Below are 17,584 nucleotides of genomic sequence, written 5' to 3'. Positions count from 1 at the left end.
AGCTAAAAAATGGAGTTAGATTATTTGGAGAATGTAAATGGTCTTAATGAGAATGTTGTTAGACTGTACAACTTTAATAAGGAAGAAGCACAGAAGCTTAGTGAGCTAATTGAAGATGTAATTATTAATAAAAAACAACGATTAGATTTATCTACTGTAGATTTTATAAAGCCTAGGAATTGTAATCTAATTTTAGGGTTATTTAAGTCAGATGAAGGAATACTTACAGAAGATTATAAAACTTTTTATTGTGTTCTCACATTAAGAAGCTTTATAAAAATGTTGAACCTTATGGAACCTTTTTGTAAAAAAGAAACGAGGAGTTATCAATATTTATATGATGTTGATAACCCCACGGATTTTTTATTTTCTCCAACAGCAAGTTGGTAAAACGTTATTTAATAGTGAAAATTTCTTCTTGAAACCAATTAGGTTTCAATTTAATAATTTTTTCAAAGTATATTACTTGTTCAGGTTGTTTTTTTGATAAGAAATTACCAGTGTCCCATTGATGATTACTGTTTTTATCAACAATGGCTCTAATAGTATATTCTTTAGGTTCTAGCAGATTAAATTCGATTTTTCTTGAAGAATTAATATGTTTTTTCTTTAAAACTAGGTCTTTGTTTAGTAATTCTATAATTACAGGATATTTAGTTTCTTTTTTAATATCTAAAATAATACTTCCGTAGTCTTCATTAGTTAAAGTGTTAAATTTATAATTTAACGAGTCGTTTGAGGTTTTGTATAAATCAATAATTCCTTTAGGTAAAACGTTAAAATCGTATTTCATCTTTTGTTTTTTAGAAAATAAAATGGCTATTTTTTTGTTTTCTAATTTTTTAACTTCAAAAGGAACGTCAACAGTGTCTTTGTTTATCAAAGAAAACTTTGTTTTGTCAATATTTATAATAGGATTATTAGTATTTAAAATTAAGGTGTCATTAAGATGTAGTGTTCTACGAATATTTGAAGTAATAGAAAGAGAATCGATTTTCTTTTTACGTAAACGTATAGTAATGGTATCTTTAAAATTAGTATTGCTTACTATGAAGTTTAAAGAATCTTGCTCTATTATTGGTGTATACCAGAAGTTGAGAGTGTCTTTGCCTTCTTCAAACTCAGAAAAAGATTTAAAATCAGAAGGAACAGACGATAATAAATCGACTTTCATATTTTCTTTTTCTCCATTAAATCCAAATAAAATTTTTCCTTTAGAAGCTTCTTTTCCTCTCTTAAATTTATAAGGTTGAAGTTCTTTAAAAATACGTATAGGTTTTGTAATCAAGGTGTCTTGAGGTAAAGAAATAGTGTCTTTAAAAAAACCAATTTCATCATTTTGACTATTAAATAGGTAGTTTTTTGATGACTGTTTTAAACCAAGTAAAAGATATTTTCCTTCTCGTAAATTGGTAAATTCAAAATTTGTAGAGTCTAATGTACTAGTTACATAGCTTGGTTTTTGTTTGTAAACAATAGAATCATTATATGTGCTATCTAATTTGTATAATAATACGCTAATTTCTTTAATCTTTTCTTTTTTAAAAGCAGAGGCAACAGAACCTTTTAAGCTTAAAGAATCTATGTAGTTTCCAGTAGAGAAAACGTATTTGAAACTTTCCAATTTATTGTTTTCATTATTATCTTGGATAGCATTACCAAAATTAAAAGTATAGGTAGTATTAGGTTTTAAGGTATCTAATATTTTAATATTAATATATTTACTTGGAGAACCTTGTGGAGTAATTAAAGGAGGATTTTTTAAAGGAGGAGAAACAACAAGTTGTTTAATAAGATCTTTTAAAACAATATATTCGTCAAACTCAATTCGTATATTTTTTTTGTTAAAGTTGGTAGTTTCATAAGGAGGTTTAGCGGTAACCATAATAGGAGCGTCCTTATCTTTAGGACCACCATCAGGCCTACCTTTTCTTGCGCAACTAGCTATTATAAGAGTATATAAAAGAACTAAAAGAGTGTGTTTGTTTTTCACAAATTAATATTTAAAATATAAGATCAAAAGTAGTAAAATAAGACGAATGAAATTTATACATTTTTTGTGTAAGCTATGCTAGCAATACTAATGGTAATATCTTTTGTTTTAAGTAATTCTTTACAACAGTTTTCAAGAGTAGCTCCCGTGGTAATAACATCATCGATAAGTAAAACGTGTTTTTTTTCAAGAAAAGTATAATTAGTTAATTTAAATTTGGTTTTACTGTTCGAAAAACGTTCAAAACGCTTTTTTAAAGTTTGTGTTTTTGAAATAGAAATTTTAATAAGGATATTAGGAATATATTTGACATTTAAAATTTTACTTAAAGTTTGACCAAATTTAGTGAGTTGATTATAACCGCGATGTTTTAATTTTTTAGGATGAAGAGGAACAGGGATAATATAATCGATATTATTGAAAACACCAGATTCTTTTAATTTATTACCAAACCTATTGGCAAGAAATACACCAATTTGTTGTTGGTTTTTATATTTTAACTCATGAATAATTTTTTGTGTTATTCCGTGTTTTTGATAATATAAAAAAGAACGAATGCTTTTTATAGGGACTTTTCCATAAAAAGGAGATAACATTGTAACATTTGTATAAGGGTTGTCGTCGATAATAGGTAAATCATTGTAACAAGTTGTACATAGGTAATTTTCGTTTTGTAATAGGGTTAACGTACAATTAACACATAGATTAGGATAAAATAAATAGAATATTTCTTTTAAAAGTCGCATCTTTACAAGCCATTTTTTAATAGAAAGATACAAAAAACCAACAAAAAAGCATTTTGAACAAGAAACTTAATTTTTTTAAAGAAGCCGTAAAAAACTATAAAACATCTGGAACTGTAGTTCCTAGCTCTAGATTTTTAGCAGATAAAATGCTAAAAGAAATAGATTTTTCAAGAGCTAAGGTTATTGTAGAGTTGGGGCCTGGAAATGGTGCAATTACGCATAGTATTTTAAAGAAAGTTAACCCTAGTGCAGTTGTTATATGTTTTGAAATCAATGATGCTTTTTATGAAGAATTAAAAGAAATAGACCATCCGCAGTTAATTGTTCTAAAGTCTTCTGCTGAAAAAATAAAAGAAGAAATTGAAAAGTTAGGTTATGATAAAGCAGATCATATAATTTCTAGTTTACCATTAACAATTATACCTAAAAAAATATCGTCTAATATTTTATTAGAAAGTTATCGTTTTTTAAAGTCAAATGGGATGTTTATTCAATATCAATATAGCTTAACTTACTATAAAAAATTGAAAGAAGTTTTTGGGAAAAACATATCCTTAAGTTTTGAGCCTCTTAACTTTCCTCCGGCATTTGTGTACAAGTGTGTTAAAAAATAGTATATTAGCGCAGAACACATCAAGTTGTTCATCATAATTCCCCAGATGATGATTACTATACCAAGATTGAAAAATAACGGCATTGTTGCCTTTTTGATGGTTTTAATAATTACCATTGGATATTTGTCATACCAGAATGCTAGTGACTATGCAGAATTAAAGAATGTTTTTGAGTTAGAAAAAAAGGAGCTAGAATCTGAACTTAATATTGTTATTAAGGATTATGAAGATGTAAGCTTTGATAAAAATGAAGTTTCATTAAAACTTAGAGAAGAGCTTCATAAAATAATAAAACTTAGAGATACCATTCAAAATTTAAAGGCTATAGATTATGGATTGATTCGTTTTTATAGAAAAAGAATCGCCAATTTAGCTACACAAAATAAAATTCTTTTTACACAGATAGATTCATTAAACCTTCTTAATAATGAACTGGAAACTAAAAACGATAGTGTAAAAGAAGCATTGATAGAAAAAGAAAACCTAAACACGAAATTAAAGCATAAAAATTATTTCTTAGGACAAGAGAAAAAGGTTCTAAAGGAAAAAATTGCCGTAGCAGAGATTATTGAAATATCATCAGTAAAAGTAGAGGCAATGAAAAAAAGAAGAAAAGATAAATATACCTCTACATCTAGATCGAGTAGAACCGATGCATTTAAAGTAGAGTTTAACTTATTAGAAAATAAAATTATTTCAGAAGGAATAAAGCCTATTTATATTCAGATATTAGATGAAAATAAAAAGGTAATAGCTCCTGCAAAGGAAGTAAGATTAAAAAATAAAGAGAAAATAATGAGTAGTGATATTTTAATGGCAGAATATCATAATAAGCAAATACCCGTAATTTCTTTTATTTATGTAAATAGAGAAAATATACACAAAGGATCTTACTTAGTTAAGATATTTGTAAATGGCGTTTTTGCTGGTAAATCAATTGTGAAATTAAGATAAAGAAATGAAGTAGAAAACTATTAATTAACCCCAAATAAACCCCCTTAATTATGACTCCCCACAAAAGAAAAAGCATATTAATTGTTGTGCTTTTAATGCTTACACTTTTTTTAACATTGTACTCGTTTCAGAAATCTAGCCAATACGAAGACTTGAAACAAATCTTTCAACAAGAAAAAACTGATTTAGAAAAAGAGCTAGATGAGATGATAAAAGATTACACTGATGTTGTTGTAAGAAAAAAACGTCTTTCTAAAAGATTAAAAGTAGAGTTGGTAAAAATGAAAGAACTACGTGATTCTATCAAAAATTTACGAACAGATAATTATAACCTAATTAGAAAGTATAGGAGAAAGATTGTTACTTTAGAAAGAGAAAACAGAAACTTATTTATTCGAGTAGATTCACTTAGTACAGTTAACAACGCTTTAGCTCAAGAGAATGTTATTACCAATGAAATATTAAAGCAAAAGGAAACAATAAATGTTTCTTTAACAGAAAAGAATAAAGAGTTAACAGAGAAACAAAAATCACTTGAAGAGAAAATAGCTATTGGAGGAGTTATTAAAACAAGCCCAGTAAAAGCAATTGCAATGAAGGAGCGCAGTAGTGGAAAATTAACCTCTACATCGAGATCAAGTAGAACAGACGCGTTTAAAATCAATTTTGATTTATTAAAAAATGTAATTACTGAAGCAGGAGAAAAATCTGTTTATATTCAAATTATAGATGAGAATAAAAAAGTGGTAGCGCCAAAAGGAGTTACAAACTTAAAAGATGGAGGTAAAATTCAGTATTCAGATTCTATTGAAGTAAATTATAATAATGATAGATTAAGTTTAGTATCGTTAGTTCTAGTAAATAGAGATGATATAAACAAAGGAGAATATACTGTGAGTGCATTTGTTGATGGTGTCTATACAGGAGCTACAACTTTAAAGCTTAGATAAAAATAAAAAGAGTAAAATTAAAAAAGAGGGTTATTCCCTCTTTTTTAATTTTACAAAAGTTTCTTTAGCTCTATCAGAAAATAATAAATAAGGAACTATTAAAGAACAAGAGATAAACATTCGTAGTAAATCGTTAGATATACTATTAGAAACATCATCGTTAAGGTAGTAACTAGCTATTAATTGATCAATAAGATTAAATAAGAAAAAACCAATTAAAAATAATGCATGCACTTTAGGGAAACTACTTCTTTTCTTGAAAAATAGAATTATAGCTAATGGATAATAAATAATAAGGAATGCATTTATAATAGTTTCTAAAAATAAAAGAAATCCAATAGCAGGGTTAAAACCTAAGTTATTAGAACTAATATATGTTAGCCAGTCACCATTTATATATATTGTGTTGGTGAATAAATCAAAAAGAACTCTAAAAGGAGATAAGCAAAGTCCCAAGCCAATTAGAACTAACCATCCTCCAATTTGTTTTTCTGATTCAAAATGACTTTCTATTACTGGTACAGGGTTGTAATTGTAAATTTTTAAAGCTAACCAAATGCTAAAGCCAACTGACAGAAAAAATAATAATGAACCAAACGTTTTTAACCAAAATAAAGAAGTTTTATCGTTGTTTGATAAACCTTCGTTTGTGGTAGTTATATTATAAACCATCTGTTTATCAAGTGTTTGTAAATCACTAAAAAACTCAGGGAACTCTTCTGTTGTAACATGGTCTTTAAGAGTTTTAAAAGAATGGTTAATTGTTAAAAGATTTTTAAACTTGTTATAATATATATCTAGGTCATAAGATATATTTAATGAATTAATACCATAACTATCTTGATTCATTTTCCAATCTTCAGGTAAATAGACTTTTATAGTATGGTTTCTTTCTATAGGGAAACTGAGAGCAAATGGAGTTTTTCGATCCAATTTTGTTGGTAATGAAATTACTTCAGAAATTGTATAAGGATAAAAATTAACAGCAATTTGTCCTTTGTTTATAGAGGGGGTCCATAAGCTATCTATTCTATAGTTTTCGTAAATTGTGAAAGTATTGTTGGCTAAATCATCGTTATATTCAAGATTTTTAATACTCTTTATATTGTTGAAATATTTAGAGTAATAATTCTCGTATTCTTTTTTTATAGAGTTTATACTATTGTTCTTATAATATTCTCTCATATAATCCGCTCCACTTTGATAATAAATAGTAGAAATATTTAATGTAGCTCCTTTACCTTCTTTATCAAGAATAAAAGTATCTGTAACATCCATAGCATGTGGGGAAGGAGAAGGGGTTTTATCAAAACCTTTATTGCCTTTTTTAAGAACTAGTCCATATCGATAATCAGGGAAAACAATATTTTTGTAATCACCACCTTGATTTGAAATTGTTGGGTCAAACCATAACTCATTTTTATTTTCATCTATAACCTTTACCACGCAATGATTAAAATTCTCAGTTGCAGGTAATAGTTTTTTTATTGTTCCTTTTAAATAGGTGTTAACTAATACTGGATATGCTTCAATTCCCATTGAATTTAACATAGTAACCATAAGTAAACTCTTATCTTTACAGTCTCCATAGCGTTGCTCAAAAACCTTATTAGGAGTAAATGGTTTATACGCTCCAATACCACTCTCTAATCCTAAATACCTAATATCATTTTGAATAAAATTTAAAACAGCACTTATTTTTTCTCCCTGAGATTTATTTTCGTTATTGATAAGCAAGATTTTTTCTTTGAGGTTTTTAGATAACGATTTGTTGACTTTAAAAACATTAATTCCCCAGTTAATTACATTTTCCCATGATTTGTAATTGCTAATATTTAAAATTCCAGAATCAATATACCATGAAGGTGTATTTGCTTCATATTTAAAGGGATTAATGTTTTTCTCATTAAGAGTGTATATGTAACTATTTCCTTTCTTAGTTTGGTTTAATTTAAAATCAGTTTTAAGTAATCTGTATTCAATAGGTTTCTGAGTAATAATTTTTATGAAAAATTTCCCATATGGAATAGAAGAGCTTAAATTAAATATAGCGGAATATAAATTTTGATGAATAGGATTGAAGCCTTTAATTGTATAACTATAGTCAATAATATCTCCAGTTCTTACATCACTAATATTTGTAATAGCAGAGATACTACCATCATATATATAACTTTCAGCATTTAATTCTCTTCTTATTGTTTGAAAGTCTGAAGAATGTAGTTTATTAATAACTTCTCCATCTCTAATAATATTTAATGAATGGATTACTAATGATTGATATGTAGGGTCAAAAGTGATATTAATTGAAGAAGCAGGTTGAATACCAACATTTTCAGTTATTTTGGTTGCAAAATGAAAATAATTTTCCTTTTTATCAATATGAATTTGTTCATCGTAGAGTAAAATTAAATTTCCTTGAATAACATCATCTAGATTAATATCAGGATTAATGCTGTAATCAATTTTTTCAATCCATGATGGAGCTGCTTTTTTTTGAATTTGAGTAAAAACAAGAAAAATATTAGATAATAATGCAATAAAAAATAGTAGTCTTTTTTTCATAAAGCTGTTTTTTTAGCAAATGTATATTTTTGTGCTTAAAAAGTTAATTTAAAACCTATATTTTTGCACCATGGCAAAACAAGAAGATCAATTTAAAAAGGTATTATCGCATGCTAAGGAGTATGGTTATGTATTTCAATCATCTGAAATTTACGATGGTTTAAGTGCGGTATATGATTATGCTCAAAATGGAGTAGAATTAAAGAAAAATATTAGAGATTATTGGTGGAAAGCAATGGTGCAAATGCACGAAAATATTGTAGGGATAGATGCATCAATCTTAATGCATCCTACTACATGGAAAGCATCAGGTCACGTAGATGCATTTAATGATCCATTAATTGATAATAAAGATTCTAAGAAAAGATATAGAGCAGATGTTTTAGTAGAAGATTATTGTGCTAAAATAGAAGGTAAAATAGAGAAAGAAGTAAAAAAAGCAGCAAAACGTTTTGGCGACGCTTTTAATAAAGAAGAATTTCTTGCTACTAATGGCCGTGTTTTAGGATACCAAGAAAAGATAAATACTATTTTAGGTAGACTTGGAAAGTCTTTAGAAAATGAAGATTTAGCAGATGTAAAAGCGTTAATTGAAGAATTGGAAATTGCCGATCCTTTAACAGGTTCTAAAAACTGGACAGATGTTAAGCAATTTAACTTAATGTTTGGAACAAAATTAGGAGCTTCAGCAGATACTGCAATGGATTTATATTTAAGACCTGAAACTGCACAAGGAATTTTTGTAAACTTCTTAAATGTGCAAAAAACAGGTCGTATGAAAATTCCTTTTGGAATTGCTCAAACAGGTAAGGCTTTTCGTAACGAAATAGTAGCACGCCAGTTTATTTTTAGAATGCGTGAATTTGAACAAATGGAAATGCAATTTTTTGTAAAGCCAGGAACTCAAAAAGAATGGTATGACACTTGGAAAGAAACTCGTTTAAAGTGGCACTTAAGCTTAGGTATGGGAGCTGATAATTATCGTTTCCACGATCATGAAAAATTAGCACACTATGCTGATGCAGCTGCTGATATTGAATTTAAATTCCCATTCGGATTCAAAGAATTAGAAGGAATTCATTCTCGTACTGATTTCGATTTAAAAGCACATGAAGAGCATTCAGGGAAGAAATTACAGTACTTCGATCATGCAGAAAATAAGAACTATGTACCATACGTAGTAGAAACATCAATTGGTTTAGATAGAATGTTCTTAGCAGTTTTCTCAACATCTTTACAAGAAGAAGAATTAGAAAATGGAACAACAAGAACAGTTTTAAAATTACCAGCAGTTTTAGCACCAACAAAAGCAGCTATTTTACCATTAGTTAAAAAAGATGGATTGCCAGAAATAGCACGTAAAATTGTTGATGATTTAAAATGGGATTTCAATGTGTCTTATGATGAAAAAGATGCTGTAGGACGTCGTTACCGTCGTCAAGATGCAAATGGAACACCATTCTGTATTACTGTAGATCACGATACTTTAAATGATAACACGGTAACAATTCGTCATAGAGATACTATGGAGCAAAAACGTGTAGCTATTTCTGAATTAAGAGATATTATTAAAGAGGAAGTAGATGTTAAAAATTGGTTACAAAAAATGTAATTGATATTTATATAAAACTTGAAATCCTATCATTCTAAAAATGGTAGGATTTTTTATTTTTGCGTTATTAAATAGAAAACAATGAAGACTTTATTAAAAATACTATTCGTTATCTTTTTGTTATGGATGATTGCTGGAGTTTATCTTTTAAATACTGAGCATTCAAAAGCACAAGTAGTAATGGGATTAGGAGTTCTATTTATGTCATTTATTTTAATGCCTTTATTTATTTACTACCGATATAAAGATGGAAAGTACAAGAAGTACATTATAAATAATAATCAAAATAAAAAAGCTGAGGATTAATTCTCAGCTTTTTTATTATTTCTTCTTCTGTTGTTTCTTTTTCGTGGTTTGTTATTAGAATTAGTAGAAGATTGATTCTTTTTATTATTCCTAGACCTTCTTTCTTTTTTGTTAGAAGATTCATTAGGAATATTAGATTTAGGTTTTTTATCAGTAGCACCAACACCTTTTTTCTTTTTAAAAGGCTTCTTTTTTTGAGTAGAAGCTCTTTTAGGTTTTGCTGTATCAGTTGGTTCGAAACCTTCAATAATTTCAGTCTTCAGTTTTTGGTTTAGTATTTTCTCTATTTCTTTTTGATATTCAGTTTCTTCACTACAAACTAATGATATGGCCTCTCCTTTAGCTCCAGCTCTTCCTGTTCTACCAATTCTATGAACATAATCTTCAGGAACATTTGGTAGTTCAAAGTTTATAACATGTGGTAATAAAGGAATGTCAATACCACGTGCAGCAATATCAGTAGCAACTAAAACTCTATTAGTATTGTTTTTAAAATTAGCAAGTGCTTTGGTTCTGGCCCCTTGACTTTTATTTCCATGAATAGCAGCAGCAGTAACACCTGCTTTAATAAGCTTTTCAGTTAGTTTGTTAGCTCCGTGTTTGGTTCTAGTAAAAATTAAAACCTGACTCCAATTACCTTCTTTGATGAGTTTGATAACTACCTCAGTTTTCTTTTTTTTGTCAATTGAATACACTTTTTGAGCAACTTTATCAGCAGTAGAATTTTGCGGAGCAGCTTCGACAGAAATAGGATTTTTTAAAATGCCTTCAGCAAGTTTTCTTATTTCTTTAGAAAAAGTAGCAGAGAACAACAAATTTTGACGTTTTTCTGGCATGAAACTGATAATTTTGTTAATGTCTCTAACAAACCCCATGTCTAACATTCTATCAGCTTCATCTAAAATAAGAACATTAATTCTTTTGAGCGATACGGCTTTTTGCTCGTATAAGTCTAATAATCTACCAGGAGTAGCAACTAGGATGTCTACACCTTGTCGTATAGTTTTAATTTGACCAGATGCTTTTACACCTCCAAAAATTACTGTAGATTTTATATTTAAATAAGTACTATACTCTCTTATGTTATCGTAAACTTGAGCAGCTAACTCTCTAGTAGGAGTTAATACTAAAGCTCTTATTGGACGGTATTTAGGATGTTTAGTGTCGGCTAAATATTGTAAAACAGGGAGTGTAAAACCAGCGGTTTTTCCAGTTCCTGTTTGTGCAGAAGCTAATACATCTTTTCCTTCTAAAATATGTGGAATTGCTTTTTCTTGAATTGGAGAAGGAGAATTGTATCCTTTTTCTTTGATGGCTTTTAGTAAAGCATCAGATAAACCTAAAGATTTAAATGTCATATGTTTTTTTTCAGAAATAGCGATAATAAGTATAGCTATGAAGCTGCAAAGGTACTGCTATTTATTAGGAAATATAGTAAATAAAAAAGACGCCTAAAAAGCGCCTTTTAGATGTAATATTTAGCTAGCTTATTTTTTCATTGCACCTTTAATAAGTCCAATGATAACCATTAAAACTCCACCACCAACACCGCTACCAATGATATTTCCAATAATACCAGAAATATCAATATTAAGCATACCTAATAGTTGGGCTCCTAGTCCACCACCAAGAATTCCTACAACAGAATTCCAAAGAGTACCTAAAGAATATTTTTTTAATAAAGCACCAGCAATATTACCCCCAACGGCACCACTTAATAAGCTAATAATTAATTCCATAATTTATTGTTTTTTAATTAGTTAATTGATTCTAAAGAAAGTGAAAAATAATTAATAAAACAAATAATATCAGTTAGTTAGGTGGTTCCGATATGAAATAAAGCATCACCCATGTTTACAATTGGAAAGTTGTTTTTAGAAATAATATATCCATCAAAAGGAGCTTTGATATCAAAGTTAGTTTTACCGTAAGTATCCATAATATTACCTAAAACTTGTCCTTTTTTAATTGTTGCTCCGTTTTCAATCTTGGCATTGAATAAACCAGCAACTTTTGCACGAATCCATTTTCGCTTATGAATAGCTATAGTAATAAGATTTTCCGGAACTTCAACACTATGATTGATCATTTCAAAGTGTTTTAAAATTCTAAGTGTGCCATTTATTCCTTGTTGAATAGCATTTTCATCTAAACGTAAAGATTCACCTCCTTCATAAACAATTACAGGGATGTTGTTTTTATAGCATTGATTTCTAAAAGATTTAGGGATCAATTTAGAACCAAACAAAAAAGGAGCATTAAAAAGTTTGGCTAGTTTATACCCTCTTTCATCTTCAGGAGTATATCTTATTTGAGGAAAGTTATTTCTTTGAGCACCTCCAGTATGAAAATCAATAGCAAAATTGATATTTTTAGTAAGCTCTTTCATTAAGTAGTATGCCATTCTACTGGCTAAAGAACCAGACTTAGAACCAGGGAAACTTCTATTAACATCTTTCCCATGCATATATCTAGATAAACTTAAAAAACCAAAGATGTTTAATAAAGGAACAACTATAACACAACCTCTATGTATTTTATAAGATTTATCAATAAGCATTCTACGTACAAGTTCAATACTGTTTACTTCATCACCATGTAAACCTCCTTGTAATAAAATGGTAGGGCCTAATTTATCACCGTTAAAAACATACACAGGAATTTCGATAAGAGTACCAGTAGGTAACCTATCAATAGGGATTTTAATTAATTTAGATTCACCTAAACCAATTTTATTTCCACGTATTTCTACAATTTCGTTTTTAAACTCTTGTTTAAACATTTTTCTTCTAAGAATTTAATAATAGCTTTGGCTATATTGTCTTTTGTGTAAGCTTCAATACCTTGGAGTCCAGGAGTAGAATTTACTTCAATTAATAAAGGGCCTCTTTTTGAGCGTATCAAATCAACACCAGTAACAGGTAACCTTAAGTATTGGGCAGCTTTTATAGCTATTTCTTCCTCCTCAGGAGTTAAGCTTACTTTAAAGCCATTACCACCTCTATGAATATTTGAACGAAAATCATCTTCTAACCCTTTTCTTTTCATAGAAGAAACTACTTTATCCCCAACAACAAAAGCACGAATATCTTCGCTGTTACTCTCTTGAATAAATTCTTGGAGTAAAATATTGGTATTTGTACCATACATAGTATCGATAATAGATTTAGCAGATTTTTTACTTTCAGCTAAAATAACTCCAGAACCATGCGTACCTTCTTGTAATTTAATTATAATTGGAGCTCCGCCTAACAAATCTATTTGTTCGTTAATGTTTTCTGGATTAACAGAAAATAAAGTATCTGGAATAGGAATGTTTTTACGGTTCATTATTTGTAAAGTACGAACCTTATTTTGAGCACGAAGAATTCCTAAAGAAGTGGCAGCACTATATACACCATTCATTTCAAACTCTTTAACAACTGCTGCTCCATGACGAGTTGCAGAAGCACCAATTCTAGGAATGATTACATCGGGAATGTCAATAATATTTTCACCCTCATAAATAATTTCAGGTTTACCATTTGTAAGTTTTATAGAACATCTTAAGTGATTTATAATTCTAACATTATGTCCTCTACGATGTGCTTCTTTATATATTCTTTGAGTAGAATATATTTGATTACTAACAGAAAGAATAAAAATATTCATAGCTATGCTGTTCAAATTACACAAATCTAATATTTTTTTGCATAGAGAGAATTGTTTTTTAAAACGATAAGAGAATCTTCTGTTAATTTTTTTGATATGAAGTTTACATAGAGTACTTTCATAAGCTCTAAAACCAAGATGATGAAAACAATTTGTAAAGTTTTTATAGCATTAGTTCCTTATGCGTTGGTAGCACAACAGGCTACTACTTCAAAAAAAATAAAAGAGTCGCTAGTACAAAAAGAAACACTAGCAAAAACATCAATAGTAAAAAATATTTCTTTTGAAAATATTGGGCCAACAGTAATGAGTGGCCGAGTAGTAGATATTGATGTAAATCCAGAAAATACAACTGAATTTTATGTAGGTTATGCATCAGGAGGTTTATGGTATACTAATAATAATGGAACAACTTTTACACCAATATTAGATAGTTCACCAACACAAAATGTAGGGGATATTGCAGTTGATTGGAAAAACGGAACTCTTTGGGTAGGTACAGGAGAAAATAATTCATCGCGTTCTTCATATGCAGGGATTGGGATTTTAAAATCTACTAATAAAGGAAAAACGTGGGAAAATGTTGGATTACAGGATAGTCATCATATAGGAAGAATTTTAATTAACCCAAATAATCCAGATGAGGTTGTTATTGGAGTTATAGGTCATTTATATTCTTCAAATGATGAGCGTGGTATTTTTAAAACTACCGATGGTGGTAAAACTTGGAAAAGAACCTTGTTTATTAATGAAAATACTGGAATTATAGATGTGCAGCAAGCTCCCAATAATTTTAATGTATTATATGCTGCAGCTTGGGAACGTAATAGAAAGGCATGGAATTTTGATGGAGATGGAAAGAATTCAGCAATATATAAATCAATAGACTCAGGAACTACTTGGATAAAAATAACCGACAATAATGGTTTCCCAAATGGAGAAAATGTAGGAAGAATTGGTTTAGCAGTTTTTAATGAAAATGTAGTATATGCTTTTCACGATAGTCAGTTTAGAAGAAAAAAGGAAAAGAAAAAAGAAGAAGACTCTAATGCGTTAACAAAAGACGATTTTAAAACAATGTCTGTAGAAGACTTTTTAAAATTGAAAGATAAAAAGCTGAACACCTATTTAAAAATGAATGGTTTTCAAGAAAAGTATAGAGCTGAAAATGTAAAACAAATGGTGCGTTCAGGTTCTGTAAAACCAAACGATTTAGCTAAGTATTTAGAAAACGCAAATACATTGTTATTTGATACTCCGGTAATTGGAGCAGAAGTGTTTAAGACTACCAATGGTGGAAAAACATGGAAGAAAACACACGAAGGCTATTTAGATGATTTATATTATTCATATGGATATTATTTTGGAGAAATACGAGTAGATCCACAGGATGAAAAAGGAATTTATGTATTAGGGGTTCCTATTTTAAAATCGAAAGATGGAGGAAAAACATTTACATCAATTAGTAAAGAAAATGTACATGCCGATCATCAAGCATTATGGGTAAATGCAAAGAAACAAGGACATTTAATTGATGGGAATGATGGAGGTTTAAATATTTCATATGATGATGGTGAAAGTTGGACAAAACTGAATCAACCAGCAGTAGGTCAGTTTTATACGGTTTATGCCGATAATCAGAAAAACTATAAAGTGTATGGAGGTTTACAAGACAATGGTGTTTGGGTAGCGAATCATAATGCTAAAATGGATAAGCGTTGGAAGCAAACAGGAAAAAATCCATACGAGAGTATTATGGGAGGAGACGGAATGCAAGTGGCTGTAGATGATAGAGACCCTAATATTGTATATACAGGATATCAATTTGGAAACTATTTCCGTATAAATAGAAAAACTGGACAGCAAAAATATATTCAACCAAAGCATAAGTTAGGAGAGAATCCATATCGTTTTAATTGGCAAACACCTATTCAATTATCAAAACACAATCAGGATATATTATACTTAGGAGGAAATAAATTACACCGTTCATTAGATAAAGGAGATACTTGGGAAACTATTTCAGAAGATTTAACCAAAGGAGGAAGAAAAGGTAATGTAGCTTATGGTACGTTAACTACTATTTCGGAAAGCCCGTTCCAATTTGGTTTAATTTATATAGGAACAGATGATGGACTTGTACAAGTTACTAAAAATGGAGGAGGAAGTTGGATGAACATTTCAAATACATTGCCTCAAAATTTATGGGTAAGTAGAGTAATTGCTTCAAAACATAAAAAAGAAAGAGTCTATGTTACGTTGAATGGCTACCGTTGGGACGATTTTAATGTATATGTATACATGTCTGATGATTATGGAAAAACGTGGAAAAACATAAGTGGTAATATTCCAATTTCACCAGTAAATGTGATTAAAGAAGATCCTAAAAAAGAAAACATTTTGTATGTAGGGACAGATAATGGTTTGTATGTATCTTTTAATAAAGGAGCAAAATGGCAATTATTCCAAAAAGGATTACCTAATGTAGCGGTTCACGATTTAGTAATTCAACCAAAGGCTAAGCATTTAATTGTAGGAACGCATGGTCGTAGTTTGTATAAAGCAAACATAGCACCGTTGCAAGATTTCAAAAATGAAGAAACATTGTTTGCTGTAAAGAAAATTAGAAAAAGTAATTTTTGGGGAAGTTCATGGAGTAAGTGGTTAAAGCCAAATACACCTAAAATTTCCATTCCTTTTTATGTGAAAGAAAATAAAAAGGTTAGCATAAAAATTTATGCAGGAGATGTTCTAGTAAATATAATTAAAAAAGATGTAGAGAAAGGATTTAATGAAGTAACATACGATGCTTCTTTTTCTGAAAAAGGAAGAAAAGAATATTTGAAAAAACACAAGGATGCAATTGTAAAAAAAGCAAAAAACGGAGTTTATTATTTACCAAAAGGAAAATATACTATAAAGCTTGAAGACAAAAAGCAGACGTTAGAAATTAAGTAAGTTGTAACATTTTTTTATTTAAGTACTCTAATAAGTATAAAAAATAAAAGAAAATGAAAAAACCGTTAAACTATACTTGTCCAAAATGTAATAATCATACTTACGAAGTAAGTGAAATGAGAGCTACAGGAGGAACATTGTCTAAAATTTTTGATGTACAGAATAAAAAATTTACTAGTGTAACTTGTCAAAGATGCAGTTATACAGAGTTTTATAAAGCAAGTACAAGCGCATTAAGTAATGTTTTTGATTTCTTTACAAATTAAGAAACAATAGTATCTTTGCCTATATGGGAATTATAAGAGTAAATGATATTCGTTTATTTACCAATCATGGATGTTTAGACGAAGAAGGAAAGATAGGCTCAGAATATAGAGTAGATGTTGAAGTAAAAGCAGATTTACAAAAATCGGCAAAAACAGATGAGTTAGTTGATACAGTAGACTATGTTCATTTAAATCATATTGTAAAAGAAGAAATGGCTATTCGTTCTAAATTATTGGAGCATGTAGCACAAAGAATTATAGATAGAATCTTTAGAGAGATACAACTTGTTGAAAAAGCGGAGGTTAGCGTTTCAAAAATTAATCCACCAATAGGAGGAAATGTAGGAGAAGTTGTAATTATTGTAAAAGATGTGCGTAAAAATTAAAAAAAGCTTGCAGAAAAGGATAAAAACTGTAAATTTGCAGTCCTTATCAATATAAGGTGTCGTGGCCGAGTGGCTAGGCAGTGGTCTGCAACACCATGTACAGCGGTTCGAATCCGCTCGACACCTCAGAAAAAGCCTTTCAAAATATTGAAAGGCTTTTTTGTTATCCTCAATGTGTTTATTGAGTTTTTTAAAAGAAAGTTAATAGTAATTTAAGTATGTTTAAAGGATAGATAGTTTTACGTAATTCCAAGTAAAATTTATACTTACTATATTGATTCATTATTATTGATGTAATTAGAGGCGTTTTTTATAATATTTAAGTTTTCTTGTTTTTGAGTTGATTTTTATTTTAATAGTGTTATGTGTGAAATTTGTATTTAGTGTACAGATTAGGTAATGTTACTGCTTTTATAAGAGAAGAAATTAATTAGAAAACTCTTAGCTTTTAAGTGAAAAAACATATAACTACTTGATAAATAGCTCGTGTAAAGAATAATTCAAAAAAAGATTAAAAAAGATAGTTGTTATGTTAAAAAAGGGTTCTATATTTGCACCCGCTAACGGAAAAACGATAGTTTGA

16 protein-coding genes and 1 tRNA gene are annotated in these 17,584 nt (G+C 29.1%); 10 read left to right on the top strand and 7 right to left on the bottom strand.

Annotated features, from left to right (window positions below):
- Positions 1 to 9 precede the first annotated feature (9 nt).
- Positions 10 to 390, top strand: coding sequence for a hypothetical protein (locus F7018_RS00120; RefSeq protein WP_150897946.1), 381 nt, complete (start codon positions 10 to 12; stop codon positions 388 to 390).
- Positions 391 to 394: 4 nt separating this feature from the next.
- Here the strand turns inward: F7018_RS00120 and F7018_RS00115 are convergent, their stop codons facing one another.
- Both F7018_RS00115 and F7018_RS00110 read right to left on the bottom strand, forming a co-directional pair.
- Positions 395 to 1,993, bottom strand: coding sequence for an Ig-like domain-containing protein (locus F7018_RS00115; protein ID WP_150897945.1), 1,599 nt, complete (start codon positions 1,991 to 1,993; stop codon positions 395 to 397).
- Between the two features lie 53 nt (positions 1,994 to 2,046).
- Positions 2,047 to 2,739, bottom strand: a complete 693-nt coding sequence (locus F7018_RS00110; RefSeq protein ID WP_150897944.1) for a ComF family protein — start codon at positions 2,737 to 2,739, stop codon at positions 2,047 to 2,049.
- 53 nt (positions 2,740 to 2,792) lie between these two features.
- On the opposite strand from F7018_RS00110, the gene F7018_RS00105 reads away from it, so the two are divergent.
- The 3 genes from F7018_RS00105 (at position 2,793) to F7018_RS00095 (ending at position 5,257) form a co-directional block, all read left to right on the top strand.
- Positions 2,793 to 3,353: a class I SAM-dependent methyltransferase gene (locus F7018_RS00105; RefSeq protein WP_150897943.1), complete on the top strand. Its 561-nt coding sequence runs from the start codon at positions 2,793 to 2,795 to the stop codon at positions 3,351 to 3,353.
- Between the two features lie 45 nt (positions 3,354 to 3,398).
- Complete coding sequence (locus F7018_RS00100; protein ID WP_150897942.1) at positions 3,399 to 4,307, top strand: hypothetical protein; 909 nt, start codon at positions 3,399 to 3,401, stop codon at positions 4,305 to 4,307.
- Between the two features lie 152 nt (positions 4,308 to 4,459).
- Positions 4,460 to 5,257 carry a hypothetical protein gene (locus tag F7018_RS00095; RefSeq protein ID WP_150897941.1) on the top strand — a complete coding sequence of 266 codons (798 nt, stop codon included), beginning with the start codon at positions 4,460 to 4,462 and terminating at the stop codon, positions 5,255 to 5,257.
- Positions 5,258 to 5,287: 30 nt separating this feature from the next.
- Here F7018_RS00095 and F7018_RS00090 read toward each other — a convergent pair whose 3' ends face one another.
- Positions 5,288 to 7,822, bottom strand: coding sequence for a DUF3857 domain-containing protein (locus F7018_RS00090; RefSeq protein ID WP_150897940.1), 2,535 nt, complete (start codon positions 7,820 to 7,822; stop codon positions 5,288 to 5,290).
- Positions 7,823 to 7,892: 70 nt separating this feature from the next.
- Between F7018_RS00090 and F7018_RS00085 the strand changes: the two genes are divergently transcribed.
- Complete coding sequence (locus F7018_RS00085) at positions 7,893 to 9,434, top strand: glycine--tRNA ligase (RefSeq protein ID WP_150897939.1); 1,542 nt, start codon at positions 7,893 to 7,895, stop codon at positions 9,432 to 9,434.
- An 81-nt stretch (positions 9,435 to 9,515) separates the two neighbouring features.
- Positions 9,516 to 9,740: a hypothetical protein gene (locus tag F7018_RS00080; RefSeq protein WP_150897938.1), complete on the top strand. Its 225-nt coding sequence runs from the start codon at positions 9,516 to 9,518 to the stop codon at positions 9,738 to 9,740.
- Here F7018_RS00080 and F7018_RS00075 read toward each other — a convergent pair.
- The 4 genes from F7018_RS00075 to F7018_RS00060 all read right to left on the bottom strand — a co-directional run bounded on the left by F7018_RS00075 (position 9,737) and on the right by F7018_RS00060 (position 13,391).
- Positions 9,737 to 11,098: a DEAD/DEAH box helicase gene (locus F7018_RS00075; RefSeq protein ID WP_150897937.1), complete on the bottom strand. Its 1,362-nt coding sequence runs from the start codon at positions 11,096 to 11,098 to the stop codon at positions 9,737 to 9,739. The two genes, F7018_RS00080 and F7018_RS00075, sit on opposite strands and share 4 nt — an antisense overlap.
- Positions 11,099 to 11,227: 129 nt before the next feature.
- Positions 11,228 to 11,479, bottom strand: coding sequence for a hypothetical protein (locus F7018_RS00070; protein ID WP_150897936.1), 252 nt, complete (start codon positions 11,477 to 11,479; stop codon positions 11,228 to 11,230).
- Between the two features lie 77 nt (positions 11,480 to 11,556).
- The gene (locus F7018_RS00065; RefSeq protein ID WP_150897935.1) at positions 11,557 to 12,522 is read right to left on the bottom strand and encodes a succinylglutamate desuccinylase/aspartoacylase family protein; all 966 of its coding nucleotides are present in this window, start codon (positions 12,520 to 12,522) and stop codon (positions 11,557 to 11,559) included.
- Entirely contained in the window at positions 12,489 to 13,391 is a 903-nt protein-coding gene (locus tag F7018_RS00060) for a RimK family alpha-L-glutamate ligase (protein ID WP_150897934.1), read from the bottom strand. Before F7018_RS00060 ends, F7018_RS00065 begins: the two co-directional genes overlap by 34 nt.
- A 138-nt stretch (positions 13,392 to 13,529) precedes the next feature.
- Here F7018_RS00060 and F7018_RS00055 point away from each other — a divergent pair, with 138 nt between their 5' ends.
- The 4 genes from F7018_RS00055 (at position 13,530) to F7018_RS00040 (ending at position 17,127) form a co-directional block, all read left to right on the top strand.
- Positions 13,530 to 16,349, top strand: coding sequence for a beta propeller repeat protein (locus F7018_RS00055; protein ID WP_394350021.1), 2,820 nt, complete (start codon positions 13,530 to 13,532; stop codon positions 16,347 to 16,349).
- Positions 16,350 to 16,402: 53 nt separating this feature from the next.
- Entirely contained in the window at positions 16,403 to 16,615 is a 213-nt protein-coding gene (locus F7018_RS00050) for a zinc ribbon domain-containing protein (RefSeq protein WP_150897932.1), read from the top strand.
- 23 nt (positions 16,616 to 16,638) lie between these two features.
- Positions 16,639 to 17,001, top strand: coding sequence for a dihydroneopterin aldolase (gene folB / locus F7018_RS00045; RefSeq protein ID WP_150897931.1), 363 nt, complete (start codon positions 16,639 to 16,641; stop codon positions 16,999 to 17,001).
- Between the two features lie 55 nt (positions 17,002 to 17,056).
- Positions 17,057 to 17,127: transfer RNA gene (locus F7018_RS00040), tRNA-Cys, on the top strand.
- Positions 17,128 to 17,584 lie beyond the last annotated feature (457 nt).

The organism is Tenacibaculum aiptasiae (assembly GCF_008806755.1).
Taxonomy (GTDB): Bacteria; Bacteroidota; Bacteroidia; order Flavobacteriales; family Flavobacteriaceae; genus Polaribacter; species Polaribacter aiptasiae.
This window is presented reverse-complemented; position numbering and strand designations above follow the sequence as displayed.